The organism is Glutamicibacter sp. ZJUTW (assembly GCF_008370855.1).
GTDB classification, from domain to species: Bacteria; Actinomycetota; Actinomycetes; order Actinomycetales; family Micrococcaceae; genus Glutamicibacter; species Glutamicibacter nicotianae.
Map to the genome: position 1 here is coordinate 1,079,549 of NZ_CP043624.1, position 15,297 is coordinate 1,094,845.

Annotated in this window: 14 protein-coding genes and 1 pseudogene; 7 read left to right on the forward strand and 8 right to left on the reverse strand. The window is 62.4% G+C overall.

Annotation, left to right across the window (positions count from 1 at the left end; translation table 11 throughout):
* Positions 1-2: 2 nt before the first annotated feature.
* Together F0M17_RS05100 and F0M17_RS05105 are read right to left on the reverse strand one after the other, a co-directional pair.
* Positions 3-923 carry a phosphate/phosphite/phosphonate ABC transporter substrate-binding protein gene (locus F0M17_RS05100; RefSeq protein WP_149596579.1) on the reverse strand — a complete coding sequence of 307 codons (921 nt, stop codon included), beginning with the start codon at positions 921-923 and terminating at the stop codon, positions 3-5.
* A gap of 28 nt (positions 924-951) precedes the next feature.
* A complete protein-coding gene (locus tag F0M17_RS05105; protein WP_246857137.1) occupies positions 952-2,151 on the reverse strand; it encodes a TIGR03364 family FAD-dependent oxidoreductase in 1,200 nt (399 codons plus the stop codon).
* Positions 2,152-2,319: 168 nt separating this feature from the next.
* On the opposite strand from F0M17_RS05105, the gene F0M17_RS05110 reads away from it, so the two are divergent.
* The 4 genes and pseudogenes from F0M17_RS05110 to F0M17_RS05130 all read left to right on the forward strand — a co-directional run bounded on the left by F0M17_RS05110 (position 2,320) and on the right by F0M17_RS05130 (position 6,562).
* A complete protein-coding gene (locus F0M17_RS05110) occupies positions 2,320-3,078 on the forward strand; it encodes a GntR family transcriptional regulator (protein ID WP_149596581.1) in 759 nt (252 codons plus the stop codon).
* Between the two features lie 28 nt (positions 3,079-3,106).
* The gene (locus F0M17_RS05115) at positions 3,107-3,799 is read left to right on the forward strand and encodes a phosphonatase-like hydrolase (protein ID WP_073706760.1); all 693 of its coding nucleotides are present in this window, start codon (positions 3,107-3,109) and stop codon (positions 3,797-3,799) included.
* A 108-nt stretch (positions 3,800-3,907) separates the two neighbouring features.
* A complete protein-coding gene (locus tag F0M17_RS05120; protein ID WP_073706761.1) occupies positions 3,908-5,005 on the forward strand; it encodes an alanine--glyoxylate aminotransferase family protein in 1,098 nt (365 codons plus the stop codon).
* Positions 5,006-5,176: 171 nt separating this feature from the next.
* A pseudogene (locus F0M17_RS05130) lies at positions 5,177-6,562 on the forward strand (plasmid pRiA4b ORF-3 family protein).
* Between the two features lie 49 nt (positions 6,563-6,611).
* On the opposite strand, the gene F0M17_RS05135 reads toward F0M17_RS05130, so the two are convergent.
* The gene (locus F0M17_RS05135; RefSeq protein WP_149596584.1) at positions 6,612-7,628 is read right to left on the reverse strand and encodes a S66 peptidase family protein; all 1,017 of its coding nucleotides are present in this window, start codon (positions 7,626-7,628) and stop codon (positions 6,612-6,614) included.
* Between the two features lie 178 nt (positions 7,629-7,806).
* On the opposite strand from F0M17_RS05135, the gene F0M17_RS05140 reads away from it, so the two are divergent.
* A complete protein-coding gene (locus tag F0M17_RS05140) occupies positions 7,807-8,208 on the forward strand; it encodes a DUF4282 domain-containing protein (RefSeq protein ID WP_038989647.1) in 402 nt (133 codons plus the stop codon).
* 68 nt (positions 8,209-8,276) lie between these two features.
* Here F0M17_RS05140 and F0M17_RS05145 read toward each other — a convergent pair whose 3' ends face one another.
* The 4 genes from F0M17_RS05145 to F0M17_RS05160 are packed head-to-tail and all read right to left on the reverse strand — an operon-like array spanning position 8,277 to position 11,796.
* Positions 8,277-8,678 carry a universal stress protein gene (locus F0M17_RS05145; protein ID WP_073706764.1) on the reverse strand — a complete coding sequence of 134 codons (402 nt, stop codon included), beginning with the start codon at positions 8,676-8,678 and terminating at the stop codon, positions 8,277-8,279.
* Entirely contained in the window at positions 8,675-10,261 is a 1,587-nt protein-coding gene (locus F0M17_RS05150) for a tripartite tricarboxylate transporter permease (protein WP_149597707.1), read from the reverse strand. Before F0M17_RS05150 ends, F0M17_RS05145 begins: the two co-directional genes overlap by 4 nt.
* A gap of 21 nt (positions 10,262-10,282) precedes the next feature.
* Positions 10,283-10,786: a tripartite tricarboxylate transporter TctB family protein gene (locus tag F0M17_RS05155; RefSeq protein ID WP_149596585.1), complete on the reverse strand. Its 504-nt coding sequence runs from the start codon at positions 10,784-10,786 to the stop codon at positions 10,283-10,285.
* The gene (locus tag F0M17_RS05160; protein ID WP_141357473.1) at positions 10,783-11,796 is read right to left on the reverse strand and encodes a tripartite tricarboxylate transporter substrate binding protein; all 1,014 of its coding nucleotides are present in this window, start codon (positions 11,794-11,796) and stop codon (positions 10,783-10,785) included. The genes F0M17_RS05155 and F0M17_RS05160 overlap by 4 nt, the downstream gene beginning before the upstream one ends.
* Positions 11,797-12,035: 239 nt before the next feature.
* Between F0M17_RS05160 and F0M17_RS05165 the strand changes: the two genes are divergently transcribed.
* Complete coding sequence (locus tag F0M17_RS05165; protein ID WP_371737255.1) at positions 12,036-13,637, forward strand: ATP-binding protein; 1,602 nt, start codon at positions 12,036-12,038, stop codon at positions 13,635-13,637.
* 10 nt (positions 13,638-13,647) lie between these two features.
* On the forward strand, positions 13,648-14,322 hold the full coding sequence (locus F0M17_RS05170; RefSeq protein WP_141357475.1) for a response regulator: 675 nt from the start codon (positions 13,648-13,650) through the stop codon (positions 14,320-14,322).
* A gap of 48 nt (positions 14,323-14,370) precedes the next feature.
* Here F0M17_RS05170 and F0M17_RS05175 read toward each other — a convergent pair whose 3' ends face one another.
* Complete coding sequence (locus F0M17_RS05175; protein WP_149596587.1) at positions 14,371-15,231, reverse strand: prephenate dehydratase; 861 nt, start codon at positions 15,229-15,231, stop codon at positions 14,371-14,373.
* Between the last annotated feature and the right edge of the window lie 66 nt (positions 15,232-15,297).

The following is a 15,297-nucleotide window of genomic DNA, read 5'->3' on the forward strand; positions in this document are numbered from 1 at the left end:
CGCTAGATGTCATCCTCGGTGAGACCCATTTTGGATGCCAGGTCGAACAGTGGTGCGTAGGTCTCCTTGGTGACTTCCAACAGCGGGCCTGGAGGGGAGACATCCAGGAAGGCACCGACCTGTGCGATGTCTTCCTTGGGCAGGTTCAGCAGCGCGTCCTTGACGGCCTTCTTCAATTCAGGGTCGGCATCTGCGCTGATGGTGATCGGGTCATTTGGGATGGGGTCCGACGTCCAGATCTGGCGGTAGTCCTCCGGGTTGTAGGTGCCTTCTTCTTCGGCGACTGCCTGGGTCTGCGAGTTGAGCTGGGCTGCGTCGACGGTTCCGTTGGTCAGGGCGAGCAGTGCTTCGGGATGGCCACCTGCATAGTTCAAGTTGACCTCCGACTCGGGAATGCCAGCAGTCTTCAGCGCGTAGCGCGGCAGGACATCTCCGGATGTCGAGCCGACGCCGCCCAACGCGAAGTCCTTTCCGCGCAGATCCTCGAGGGTCTTGATCTCTGAATCCTTGGCCACCCAGATGCCGCCGGTGTAGGTGCTCAGTTCGCCTTCGGAGGTGCCGAAGGATACAAGCGGTTCAGCTCCAGCCTGCTGGCTGGCGAACACGTATCCCACGGGGCCGAATTGGCCCAGGTCCAGTTTTCCATTGCGCATTGCCAGTACTTCTGCGGCGTAGTCCTCGACAACTTGCACCTCGACTTCGCAGCCGAGCTCGCGTTCCAATGCGTCGGCGAGCACGCCGTAGGCAGGTTCCAGCTTGGCAGGGGCCTCATAAGGCTCGATGCCGAAATTGATCGGGCCGTCGGCGCAGAACGCCGGGGTCTCGGAATTGGCCTGCCCATCTGCCTGGGCGGACCCGCAGGCGGTGAGGGCCAGCAGGCCCAGCGAGACGGCAGAGAATTTGATCATCGGGGAGATCTTCATGGTTTGCTCCAAGTGTTCTGTTGCTGCGTTAGGCGGTGATTGGGGAAGCAGTCGCCGGGAGGGCGATTTCGTTGACGTTCTTATCGGCCAGGCCGAAGGACAGGGTCATGCCGACACCGGCGGTGACGGAGACGATGGTGATGGCGTCGGCAACATTGCGGACCAGCAAGGGGCCGATAGCGCTGGACGCGTAGATTCCTTGCCAGCGTTCAAGCACTTTCAGCTCGGTGCCACGCAGGTAGCCGCCGATAGCCGAGTGCAGGGTCTGCGAGGTGGATTCCTTGAGGAAGGGAGTTTGGGTTGCGGCGTAGCTGTGGGAATCTCCCAGGAGCAGGGTGCCGTCGGGCCGTTGGGTGAACATGACGTTCGCCTGGATGTCCAGCAGCTCGGGGTGTTCGGCGAGGACTTCAGCCTGAAGGGCCTTGGCTGCCGGCACCTCGGTGAAGGCTTCGTAGCGCAGCATGGAGGTGGCAGTAAGCACTGCAGGCTTCAGCTCCAGGTCCTCGGATGCTTCTGCGCGGAGCATCTGCAGTGCACAGCGGGTGATCTGGTGCTCTTGCGCGACCTGCGGGAAGAGGTAGTCCACGTCGTGCCCGACGCAGATGAAGACCTGGTCGGCCTCGAAGCTGCCGCGATTGGTTTGCACGCTGGCCCGGCGTTGCTTGCCGGCACCGAACCCCAAGGCGCTGGTGTTGAACTGGACGCTGCCAGCAACGTGGGCATCAACCCACTGGGCCAGCTTGGCTACCGTGGTGCGCGGATCGACCCGGAGATCATCACGCAGGAACGCTCCGCCGAGGATGCCTTCTGCGCCTTCGCGTCCGAGCTGTTCGGCGACGTCCTGCGCGTTGAGCATTTCGACCTGGCCGGTGTCGCGGCGCGCGGACAGCTCGCGCAGCACCTGCAATTCTGTTTCCGTCGTGGCGACCACAACGGCACCCGATTCAACGGCCCAGAAACTGGCCCGTTCAGCGTAGTCGAGCCATAGTGGGCGGCCCGACTGCGCGAGGTCGTAGAGTTCTCCGGACTGTGCGGTGATGCAGCAGTGGCCGAAGTTGCGGACCGATGCACCGACGGCCTCATGGTCGCGGTCGATGACGATGACGGACAGGCCTGCGTCCAGGGAACGGGCGGCATGGGCCATACCGACAATGCCTGCGCCGATAACCAGCACGTCTGCCTGGTTAGTGCCTGGTTGGGTTTGCGGGGAAGTTTTTTCGTTGCTCACGACAGTGATCATCCATGCTCGAAAGTCAGGGAATCAAGCCAGATCTGCACTTGTCTGTACAAGTTTTCCAAGTGTTCAGAATGAGGCCCATTCGTTCATATTCAGTTCACCAAAATGTCACATGAATCGCTGATTTATCGGTGAAACGGCTTGTATGATCAAGTGGTGATGGAGAACAAGAAGCAACCCAAGTACCAAGCTCTCACCACCTGGTTGCGGCAGGAAATCGCGGCCGGCACCTGGCATGAAGGAGACGTCCTGCCCAGCGAGTCCGAGCTCTGCGCACGGGCTAATGCCTCGCGCGGCACGGTTCGGCATGCACTCGCCCAGTTGCGATCGGAGGGAGTCATCGCCGGCGGGCAAGGCAAGCCGCCTATCGTGGCGCAGCAGGTTCAATCCCAATCGTTCACCACGTTCATGTCCTTCACTGACTGGGCGCGTTCCATCGGCTTGGAAGCTGGGCAAGACACCAGGGAACTGGCGCAGCGCCGGCCCGAAGCCTTCGTATCCGAGCAGCTTGAACTCGACGAAGACGCCAAGGTGGTGCAGCTCCTGCGCCTGCGTTTGCTCGACGGGAGCCCGGCGATGCTGGAGCGGACCAGCTTTCCGCAAGAAGTTGGCCGGTTGCTCTTCGACTTCGATACGGACAGCGGGTCGATTTTCGAGTACCTGCGCGAACAAGGGGTTGACCTTTACCGCGGAAAGCACACCATTGATGCGGTGGCGGCCGATGAAGTGGACGCGCAGCTGCTCGGCGTGCCCGTCGGCGCCCCTCTGCTGCGCGAGCAGCGCGTGACGTCTTCCAAATCGGGGCAGAAACTCGAGTTCTCCGATGACCGGTATCTGCCCCACCTTGCCAACTTCACCATTGAAAACACCAGCGAGCAGCGTGCCTCATTAAGCCGTGTGCGAAGCATTGCTGGCTGAAACAGAAAACACGACGAAAAGAGAAGAAATGTTTGAACTCATCGCCTGCGATATGGCTGGAACGACCATTGACGAGCATGCCGACGTCTACCGGGCATTGGAGAATGCTGTGCGCGAATTCGGCGTCGAGGTCAGGGAAGAAGACCTGCAGCATTGGATGGGCGCCGAAAAGAAGGAAGCGATCAAGGCGCTGATTGAACTCGGTGGCGGCAGCGCGAGCGATGAGCAGGTTCAAGCGCAATTCGACCGTTTCCGCGAGCTGCTGCTCGGTTATTACCAGGAGAACCCGCCCGTTGCCCTGCCAGGAGTCGTCGAAGCGCTGCAGCACTTGGCTGCCAGTGGCACGAAGATCGCATTGACCACGGGTTTCTCACGCGATGTCGCCGATATCATCCTTGACGGCCTGGGCTGGAAGGTGGGTCCTGGCGAGCTTCTGGATGCTGTGGTTGCCGGGGATGAAACCGCCGCCGGGCGCCCCGCTCCGTACATGATCCATCGCGCCATGGAACTGACCGGAGTCCGGGATGTAGCCACGGTCGTTGCCGCCGGGGATACCGCCAATGATTTGCTGGCCGCCCACCATGCGGGAGTCAATGGGATCGGCGTGCTTACCGGCAAACTGGGCCGCGAGGACCTGGAGCGGCACCCGCATGCCGCCATTCTCGAGTCGGTCGCAGAGCTGCCAGAGTATCTTGCGGCCATCGAGTCCGAGGCTGCCTAGTCCCTTGCGAAAATTTTGCAATGCGGAAGATATGTTTCGTTTTGCCGTGAAATGAGGGATAAGCTGGGCTCTAGTTGGAACATCCCATTGAGATGAAAGAGAGTCGTCATGAGCAAGACTGTTCTTCAGCGCCATCTGTTCGGACCAGGTCCCTGCAACCCGTACCCAGAAGCCACAGCGGCACTGGGCCTGCCGCTGCTGGGACATTTGGATCCGGAGTTCATCGCCCGCATGGACCGCGTTGCCGATGGCTTGCGCACTCTCTGGGGAACCAAGAACTCCCGCACCCTGCCGCTGAGCGCGACGGGATCAGCCGGCATGGAAGCCGCGTTCGTGAACACCATCAATCCGGGCGACGTTGCGGTGATCGCCATCAACGGCCTGTTCGGCGAGCGCATGTGCGAAGTTGCATCGCGCGTTGGCGCGGAAGTGGTCCGCGTTGAGCATGAATACGGAACTCCAATCGACGCCGAACGCGTTGCCGCAGCGCACCCGAACCCAACCGTCATTGCCGGCGTGCATGCCGAAACCAGTACCGGCGTTGTTTCCAATATTGCCGCGCTCGGAGCAATCAAGGGCGACGCCCTGCTGATCACCGATGCAGTGACTTCCATTGGCGGCATGCCAGTGCTGGCAGATGAATGGGGCATCGACGTCGGCTATGCAGGCACGCAGAAATGCCTCGGCGTGGCTCCCGGCCTGGCGCCATTCACGATTTCGGACCGCGCTTTCGAACGCCGGGTCCAGAAGCCGCAGTCCTGGTACCTGGATCTGGGCTTGCTCGGAGGCTACGCCACCGGTTCCACCGGAGGGCAGCGCACCTACCACCACACCGCGCCGGTCGCGATGGTTGCTTCGCTGGAGGCGGGCATCGACCGGATCATGGCCGAGGGCCTGGAAGCAGTGACTGCTCGCCACCAGGAAGCTGGCGGGTTGCTGCAAGCTGGCTTGCAGGAAATGGGCTTGGAGCTCTTTGCCCAGGAGGGGTTCCGCCTGCCGCAGCTGACCACCGTCTACGTTCCTGAAGGCGTTGACTCTGCGAAGGTCCGCGGCTACCTGCTTGACCGCTTCAATATTGAAATCGGCGGCGGCGTGGGCAAGTACGCGAGCACCGTGTGGCGCATCGGCATGATGGGCCCCAACGCGAATCCGGGGTCGGTGGCGTTGCTGCTGTCCGCGCTGAAAGAAGCGATCGCCAAGGCCTGATCGCCCACTTTTGCTGTCGAGGGACCCGCCGGGATTTGTCCGGGCGGGTCCCTCGACCTTTTCGCGGATGCTTGCCGCGTCTTCTTCCGTGCTCGCCGTTCTGGATTCGGGCAGTGGGCAGATACGCTCAAGACCATGACTGGTGCGATTTCACTGCAACGAATGCTGACCGTGCGAATCGAACTTGTCGGGTCCGACCCGTTGATCTGGCGCACCATGGACATGGACGACATCATCATGCTCGACGAGGCGGGACTGGCCCTGCAGTGCGCGATGGGCTGGGAGCACGCGCACCTGCAGGCCTTCCACAGCATCAACCCGCATCTCCGATCGCGCACCGACGAGGCCATCACCTGGTACTAGGAACAGAGCCGGCTGGAGATCGGACTGGGCGAAGCCCAGGAGACCACCACCCTGGGCCAGGCGCTCAAGGCGGCGGAAGGTGAACTCTACTTCGAATACGACTTCGGCGACGGCTGGATGCACAAGATCACGGTGGTATCGCAGCACGCCAAGGCGGCTGGCGACCCGCCCTACCGGGTCGTGGACGGCGAGCTGCGTGCCCCGCTGGAGGATAGCGGCGGAATCCACGGCTGGTACGAGAAGCTGGGTATCTTCAACGGCAATCCAGCGCCCGACAGCTGGGAAGACCTCGAAGACGATGAAGCGGAGCAGATCATCGCCTGGATGCACTGGCGCGGTGGGCGCTGGAATCCGTTCAATCCCGGAGTCTTCGATGCCGAAGTAGCCGGTCGGCGCTTGGAACTGCTCGCCGCCCAGGGCGCCGGCTTCAATGGCCTGGGCCGTTGGTTCGAGTCGATGGATCCGGAGTTGCGCCTGGCCATGTCCGTACCTGCCGCCCAAATCGGCCTGGGCTTGCAGCCGGCCGGCGGGCCGCAGCCGTCCTGGTTCATTCAGCTGGTGCGGCCCTTCACGGTGCTCGCCGAGCTGTGCAGCGACGGGCTGATTCTCACCAAGGCTGGCTGGATGCCGCCGAAAGTTGTCGGCGATCTCGTGGAACGTTCAGACCTGGAAGGCATCGACTTCGAAAGCGGGTCCTCCAAGCGCGAAAACAACATGCTAACCGTGGCCACGATTCGCGAAGCTGCGCAGCGCATGGGGCTTCTGCGCAAGGCCAAGGGAGTGCTCACCACCACCCAGCGGGGGCGCAAGCTCATGGATGATCCAACGGCGATGGCGGAGCACATGGCCTCGCGCCTGGCACAGTACAAGGGCAATGATGTTCGGGACCGGAACATCGAGTGCGACTCGACGTTCGCCGGGTGGTTCATCCGCGCCGGTAGGTACATCCCGGATCGCATGCAACGCTACTCGGCGCAGCCGGAGTTCTTCTTGGACAAGTCCGAGATCCTGGAAATTTTCGGCTACTGGGACCCGAACCAGCAACGCCCGGTCAACGGCGAATCGTGGCTGCCCAGCGTCGAAGAGTGGTACCTGGTCGAACGGCTGCTGGAGTACCGGCTGCACCGGGAAGACAAGAAGGAAGAGCTCAACCCGCGGCTGGCCGAGCTGTCCCGCTACCTGCTGCAGCACTAGAAGCACGCGGGAGCCTCAGGTGCTCAGCCCGTGCGGCTGGGAATGGCTGCTAATCCAGCTGGTGCGCCTCGTGGGCAAAATCCATGCGGGGCACCTGACCTCGGGCTTCGAGCCGGGCGATGCCGCCGATGGGGATGGTGAACATCGGCGAGGTATGCCCGAAGTCGAGGTTGGCGACCACCGGCACGGTGGAGAGCAACGGATGCTTGGCAACGATTTGTTCCAGCAGGTCACGCGAAATGCTGGATTCGAGCTGGAATCGGCCGATGGCAAGGCCGCGGATTTTCTCGGCTCCAGGAATCTGCAGCAGCGAGGCAAGGCTGCGCGCGAATTCGTGGACGTCCGCGGCGCCGTCGTCCTCGACGAATAGCACAGCCCCGTCCAGGGACGGCATGAACTCGGTTCCCTGCAGCAGCCTCAGCGTGCCCAGGTGCCCGCCGATCACCATGCCCGTGGCAGCGCCTTCGTTCAGGATCCATGGTCCGCTGCTTGCGTTGACGCTGCGATTGTCCTGGTCCATGAACCACAGGTCGTCGGTGAATTCAGTGGCGTGCTCGATGCTCCAGGCATGCTCGTGGGTTGCGGCCCGGAACCACTGGCCGGTCGGCTCGAAGTGATCGCGCATGCCGAAGCTGGACCAGTGCGGGCCGATGTAGGTCACTAACCCGGTCTTGGCGTGCACGGCGTTGGCCAGCGCAGTGAAATCCGAGTAGCCGCAGAAGACCTTGGGGTTGGCGGCAATGAGCTCCCAGTCGAGGTAGGGGAGCAGTTCGTTGGAATTGAAGCCGCCAATGACCGAGATGATCCCTGAGACAGATGCATCAGCAAACGCGGCGTGCAGATCGGCCACGCGCGATGGAATGGGCGAGCTGTCGAAATCGTCATTCTCATCCACGTGCTCGCCGAATTCCAGCTTGAGCCCCATGGCATCGAAGCGTTCATTGACCCACTGCGTATTGTCGAATTCCATCACGAAGGTGCGGGAACACGAGGGTGCGATGACCCTGACGGCGTCTCCGGCTTGCAATCGGGCAGGGATGACGGTCGGCTTCAGTGGGCTTGGCATTCCACCAGTCTAGGCCCTGGCGTAGCTTGGGGGAATAGCTGCAGTGACTGTTCGGGAATTGTTGGCGAAATTTTTTGCAACAAATGATGATATTCCGCTCCAGCTACTGTGCGATTCCTGAGAAATTCGATAGCGTGGGCGTGACAGCACGATTTCTCTAAAGAAAGCAGGAAATACGGTGAAGTCCCTCTTCGACTTGGATTTCAGGCAGTTCATCACGCCATCGATCATCAAGATCGTCTACATCTTGATCATGGTCCTGTTGGCTATCGGCTACCTCGGACTGGTGATTACCGGGTTCATGGCTGATGCAATGCTCGGCTTCCTGATGCTCTTGATCGTCGGTCCATTGGTGTCCCTGGTCTACCTGGTTCTGGTCCGTGCAAGCCTCGAATCCTTGCTGGCGCAGATCCGCACCGCGGAGAACACCACTGAACTGGTTCGCCTGGCCGGCGGCATCCCGCCGGCAGACGGCGGCTACCGCCCGCACCCGGGAAATCCCCCGGCTCCGCAGCAGCCGCAGGATCCAACTGCCAATGGCGGCAACAACACTCCGCCAGCCAACCCCTACCAGAAGTAGGGTTAGAGGCCGATGGCCCGCACCACTGGTGCGGGCCATCGGTCGTTTCGCGCGAAGGACTGGCAGGATTACCAGTCGCTGGATGCCTTCAGCGAGAGCACCGGGCAGGAGGCTTGGAGCAGGATCCGTTGCGCGTTGCTCCCCATGAGGAACTTGCCCATGGCCGTGCGCTTGCGCAGACCGATCACGATCAGCTCGGCACGTTGCGCCTCGGCGATGTGCAGGATCTGGTCTGCCGCATCGGCTCCCTGGGAATGGCGTTCAATCCAGAAATCGATGCCTGCCTCAGCAAGCCGGGCTTCCAGCTCGTGATACTGCTTCGCATCAATGAGCCTGTCGTCTACCAGCTGGTCGCCTTTGGAGGAGTTCACCACGATCAATCGCGCCTCGTTGCGCCTAGCCTCGATAATTGCCCGTTCCAGGGCGGCTTCGCCTTCAGGAGAGGGGATGTACCCCACTACGATTGTCATGATTCATTCCTTCCAGCACCGTGGCTGTGCTCATTGCGGTGGGCAGGCTCTGCCAGCTCGGTCTGGTCGCCGCCAGCTGCGTTTTCGCCCAGCAGGGCTTCTGCAACGTCCGACCCGGTTCCGCGCTTGCGCCGGATGATGGAGATCAGCACCGGCAGCAGGAGCAGGAAGGCGATGAGCACGTAGATGCCCACGGCCAGCGGCTCGCTCCACAGCCCCGAGACCTCGCCGGCACTGAGCTGGAAGGTCTTGCGCAGCTGTTCCTCGGCCATGGGGCCGATGATGACACCCAGAATCAGCGGAAGCACCGGGAGGCCGAAGCGGCGCAAGGCGAAGCCCAGCAAGCCGATGATCAGCAGCAGCCAGAGGTCGGCGACCTGCATGTTCACCGAGAAGGCACCGAGCGTAGCGAAGAACAAGATGCCCGCATACAGGTAGGGGCGCGGGATCTTCAGCAACTTAGCCCATAGCGGTGCCAAAGGCAGGTTGATCAGCAGCAGCAGCGTGTTGCCGATGAACAAGCTGGCAATCAGCGCCCACACCAAGTCGGGCTCATTCTCGAAGAGCAGCGGACCGGGCTGGATGCCCTTCATGGTCAAGAACGCCAGCATCACCGCAGCGGTGGCATTGGTGGGCAGGCCCAGGGCAAGCATTGGAGTCAGCGTGCCAGCGGCCGAGGCGTTGTTGGCAGCTTCCGGGCCGGCAACGCCCTCGATGGCGCCGTGGCCGAACTCCTCCGGATGCTTGGAGAGCTTCTTCTCGGTGACATAGGAGAGGAAGGTCGGAACTTCGGCACCGCCGGCAGGCAGCGCGCCGAAGGGGAACCCGTAGGCGGTGCCGCGAAGCCAGGGCTTCCACGAACGCTTCCAGTCTTCCTTGCCCATCCACGGGGCACCCACCGGAATGGTGCGTGCAGGTCTGGTGCGCAGGTGCGCGGCAATCCACAGCGCCTCGCCAATGGCGAAGATCGCCACGGCGACCACCACGATGTCCATGCCGTCGACCAGTGGCGCGAAGCCGAAGGTCAGGCGGCTCTGCCCGGAGACCGGGTCCATGCCGACCAGGCCGATGGCCAGGCCCAGGCCCAGGGCGGCGAAACCGCGGATCTTGGAAGAACCCAGCACGGCGGTCACGGTGACCAAAGCGAGGACCATGATTGCGAAGTAGCTCGGCGCGCCCAGGCTCACGGCGAACTTCACGACGATCGGGGCAACGGTCACCAGCAGCGCGGTGCCGATGGTGCCGGCAACGAAGGATCCGATGGCCGCGGTGGCCAGAGCTTGCGCGGCCCGGCCCGCCTTGGCCATCTTGTGGCCTTCGATGGCGGTGATGACTGTCGCGGATTCGCCGGGGGTATTGAGCAGGATCGAGGTGGTTGACCCGCCGTACATCCCGCCGTAGTAGATGCCCGCGAACATGATCAGCGCACTGGAGGTTTCCATGCCGAAGGTCAGTGGCAGCAGCAAGGCCACGGCCATGGCCGGGCCGATGCCCGGCAGCACGCCGACAGCGGTGCCCAGGAGGACTCCGGCGAAGGCGAAGAGCAGGTTGATCGGGGTCAGCGCCGAGGCGAAGCCGCCCATCAAGAGGTCAAGAGTTTCCACTTACAGCACCCCCGAGAGGATTCCGGCCGGAAGCTTGATGCCCAGGCCAAGGTAGAAGCCGTAGAAGGAGCCGAGAGCCAGTGCGAGGGAAATGACCAGGGTCAAAACCCAGCGCCGGGCGCCCAGGCAGGTCGCCGCACCGAAGAACATGATGGTTCCCGAGATGACCCAGCCGGCCCAGTTCACGATCAGCAGGTTCAGCACGAAGACGCCGATCAGCGGCAGCAGGACCTTCCAGTCCGAGGGCTGGCTCAGATCCACGTCTTCGCCTTCTTCGCCCTCGGCGAGGTTTCCGCGCATCACGGTAATGGCCAAGGCAATGGCTGAAAGAACAAGAATGCCCGAGACGACGTAGGGCAGGGCCTTGGGGCCGACCACGTCTGCCTGGGAGTACGTCACATGCAGCTGCGACGCATCAACAAACACGATGATTCCGACGAGAAGAAGAAACGCGGCGAACAGGAGTTCGACGCGTTTCTTCTTTGCGGTGCCTACTTCGCTCACGCCAGACCCAGGGTCTTCAGGACGTTGGCAACGCGCTCGTCCTGCTCGGTGAGGAAGGCCGAGAACTCATCGCCGGTCATGAAGGCATCGCTCCAGCCGTTGGTCTTCAAGGCTTCCTGCCATTCGGCCGAATCGTGCATATCGGTGATCAGGTTGACCCACTTGGCCTTGTCCTCTTCGGAGATCTCCGGCGGAGCCACCAGGCCGCGCCAGTTGGAGAAGACCAGGTCGATGCCCGATTCCTTCAGGGTTGGCGCGTCCACGCCTTCGAGGCGCTCCTCGCCGCTGGTGGCCAGCACACGCACGGAGCCCTCTTCGATCTGCTGCATGTACTCGCCGGCACCGGAGGCCGCGAAGGCCAGCTTGTTGCCCAGGATGGCAGGCAGCAAATCGCCGCCGCCGTCGTAGGATACGAAGTTCACGTCCTTGGGATCAATGCCCACGGCTTCGGCCAGCTGCATCGGCAGCAGGTGGTCCGGTCCGCCAGGGGAGGAGCCGCCGCCGACCGAGAGCTTGCTCGGATCCTTCTTCCAGGCCTTCACCAAGTCATCGATGGTCTTGTATGGCGAATCCTTGGACACCATGATCGCTCCGGGCTCTTCGATGAGCTTGGCAATCGGCGTGGTCTCGGTCAGCTTGGCGTCGGTTTCGTTGGTGTAGCTGGCACCGACCACACCCAGGCCCATGAGCATGGCCAGATCGCCATTGCCCTTCTCGTTGACAATGCGGGCCAGGCCGACGGTACCGCCGGCACCTGCAAGGTTGAAGACTTCTGGGTTGCTGGCCAGCGACGCGTCATCCATCACCTTGGCAGCAACGCGGGCGGTGGTGTCGTAGCCGCCGCCTGGGGTGTTCGGCACCATGATGCGCAGGTTCGCGATTGGGCCCTTGGACTCTGCAGCGTCGGTGCTGGAGGTCTCGGAGGTCACGCCGCAGCCAGTGGCGGTCAGTGCAAGCGCGGCAGCCGCGGCCAGCGCCGTCAGCGCACGGAAGGACTTGAATGGTTTCATGTTGACTCAGCCTCTTTGCTTTCATCGGGGTTGCGAGTGATTCCAACCTATGCGCGATGGTGAAGCAAGTCACTCTTGCGTACTCAAAGAAAATACTGTTCATTGTGTAACCAGAAATTGTGATCTGAACCATTCGAATCTTCGATAAGGTAGCACAGTGCCAGCTGCAAGCCGCCCAGCGGGGGTTTGCCGTGGGCGCAGTGGAATTCTGGAATTTTGGGGGCGAGGCAATGAAGTCCATGCGTTTATTTCTCGCTCAGCTGTACCCGCGCCGCAGGGTGACCCTGGCCGGACAGTACCTGGTCCTGCAACTGCTGATTATCGCCGTGGTGCTCGCAGGAGTCATCACGGTCGCGCTGACCCAGGCCACCAATAACTTCGAGAAGATCGAGGGGCGCCGCAGCCTCTCGGCAGCCGAATCGCTGGCCGCCAACCCGCTGCTGCGCGTTCTGCTTCCGCAAGCGGAGCCGGAAATGGGCTCGGCGTTGCCTGCCATGGGTGAATCGGTACGCAGCACCTCGGGATTGCAATTCGTGATCATCGCCGATCCCCAGGGCACCGTCATCACCTCCAGCTACCCCGATGAAGTGGGAACCTCGATCCTGCACCCCGAATCCGCTGTCGCCGAAGGCCGCGGATGGACCGGGGAAATCTGGCGCAATGGCAACCATGTGCTGATTGCCCAGGTACCGGTGCTGGATGACGACGGGAAGATGGTCGGCATTGTCAGCGCAGGCCAAAGCTATCCCAGTACCGGCGAAATGATCCAGGATATCGCTCCCAGCGCCTTGGCCACCCTGCTCATTTCCCTGGTGCTGGGAACCACCGGCTCGGTACTGCTCTCCCGCAGGGTCAAGCACCAGACCCGCGGGATGGAACCGGGCGAAATCGCGGAGCTGTTCGAGCACCGAGAGGCCCTGCTGCACGGAGTCAAGGAAGGCATCATCTCGGTGTCTCCGGACAGCCGGGTGATGCTGGCCAATGACATCGCCGTCGAGCTGCTGCAACTGCCTGATGACTGTGTCGGCAAGACCCTGGACGAATTGGAGGTGGCGCCGCAGGTGCGGCACGCGCTGAACACCAGCCAGGAGCAGCCCGACCGCCAATTCCTTGTCGGCGAGCGGGTCCTGGTGTTCAACCGCATGCCGGTCAAGACCGCCAGGCGGGACCTGGGCTCCGTCACCACCTTCCGCGACAAGACCGAACTGACCCTGCTGGAGCAGGAACTGGGCGACAGCAAGGCCACGGCCGACATGCTAAGGGCGCAGACCCACGAATTCGCCAACCAGCTGCACGCGATTTCCGGGTTGATCCAGCTCGAGGAATACGACGAGGTCATCGGCTTCATCGATGGCGTGAGCTTCAGCAGGAGCAAGATCTTCGAGGACGTCTCCGCCTGCATCGCAGAACCCACGATTGCTGCGCTGCTGATTGCCAAGTCCAGCGTCGCCACCGAACGCGGGGTGCAACTGGCGATGGTGCCGAACTCGGCCTTGGGCCGGTGCGAGGACCAGCTGGCGCGGGATCTGACCACGGTGATCGGCAATCTCGTCGATAATGCGATGGACGCGGCCATCTCGGCATCCACGCCTCAAATCAAGGTCGGCATCGAGGAAACCAACGAGCTGGTCCGCGTCATCGTGAGCGACAATGGAGAAGGGATCGCCGAAGATGCCATCGACGAGATCTTCACCCAGGGTTTCTCCACCAAGGACAGCTCGGTCTCCGGCGGCCGGGGCTTCGGCCTGGCGATCAGCCGCCTCGTGTGCCGGCGCCGCGGCGGGGAGCTGGCCGCAGCCAGTGGCCACGGTGCCCGGTTTACCGCCACGCTCAGGAAGTAGGAAGCAAGAAGTGATCAAAGTACTGGTGATCGACGATGACTTCATGGTCGCCAAGGTGCACGCAGGGTTCGTCAACAGCGAGCCTGGATTTACCGTGGTCGGCGTGGCGCACTCCGCGAGCGACGCGCTCAAGGCCGCCGCCGCACTATCTCCGGATCTGATCTTGCTCGACATCCACTTGCCCGACATGAATGGACTGGACCTGTTGCAGCGTTTGCGCGAAGTCCAGCCGGAACTCGACGTCCTGGTGATCAGTGCGGCGCGGGAAATGGAGACCGTGCGCCGTGCGCTGCGCGGAGGGATTGTCCACTACCTGATGAAGCCCTTCTCGCGCGAGGACCTGCGCGAGCGCCTGGAGCACTACGCCAAGACCTACCAGCCGCTGGGGCAGGCCACCGACCAGGAACTGCAGCAGGCCGACGTCAACAGGCTCTTCGGCCTCGCCGGACAGCAGCGCCGCCCGCTGCCCAAAGGCTGCAGCGCCGAAACCATGGAGCTGGTCCAGAACATCGTCAAGGAAGCCGCCGAACCCATCTCGGCCACCGAAACGGCTGAAAAGCTCGGGACCTCCCGGGTGAGCGCTCGCCGGTATCTGGAATACCTTGCCGAAGAGAACTTGGCGCAGGTGAACCTGCGCTACGGGGGAGTCGGCAGGCCCGAACGCCGCTACTCGTGGAGGACATAGGCCCCTGGCGCTTCCCGATGCCTGCAGGCGCCGGAAGCGGGTGCAGGCCTAGACGAAAGCTGCCGAAACGCGTTGGCGATGCTCGCTGGCGGCGTAGGTGCCGAGGATCTTGATTTCCCAGGTGAAGAATTCCAGCTCTTCCAACGCCAGGCGCACGGGCAAGTCTTCGGGATGGCCCTCGATGTCGACCATGAAGGTGGTGGCGGCGAAGGACGAACCGACCATGTAGCTTTCCAAGCGGGTGATATTCACGCCGTTCGTCGCGAATCCGCCCAATGCCTTGTACAGGGCGCTGGGCACGTTGCGCGCCTGGAACACCAGGGTGGTAATCACTGAGTCGGGAAGCTGCGAGCGGTGCGGCAGGTCCTGCTTGCGGGCGAGCACCACGAAGCGGGTCGTATTCGTCTGGTCGTCCTCGACCCCGGAGGCCAGCACATCCAAGCCGTAGAGTTCGGCTGCCATGGGCGGCGCGAGCGACAGCTTGGCAGGATCGTTCCAGTCGCGCACTTCGCGGGCCGAACCTGCGGTATCACCGGCGATCACCGGGATCAGCCCGTGCTTGCGGATGACCTTGCGGCACTGGCCGAGCGCATGGATGTGGCTGTGCACTTCGGTGGCTCCGGCGATGCTGCTGCCCGGCAGCCCGAGCAGGTCGAAGCGGATGCGCAGGTAATGCTCGCCGACAATGTGCAGATCCGATTCGGGAAGCAGGACGTGGATATCGGCAACGCGGCCGGCAATGGAGTTCTCTATCGGAATCATTGCCAGTTCGGATTCGCCGTTTTCCACCATGGCGAATGCGTCCTCGAAGCTGGCGCACGGAACGGCTTCCATCTCGGGGAAACGCTGCATGCAGGCCATATTCGAGTTGGAACCGGCCTCGCCTTGGTAGGAAATCTTCTTGCGCATTGAACCAACATATCCCAGCTCTACCGGAGGGCAGAAAAGCAAATACCAAGGTTTCGTGCGCCTTTC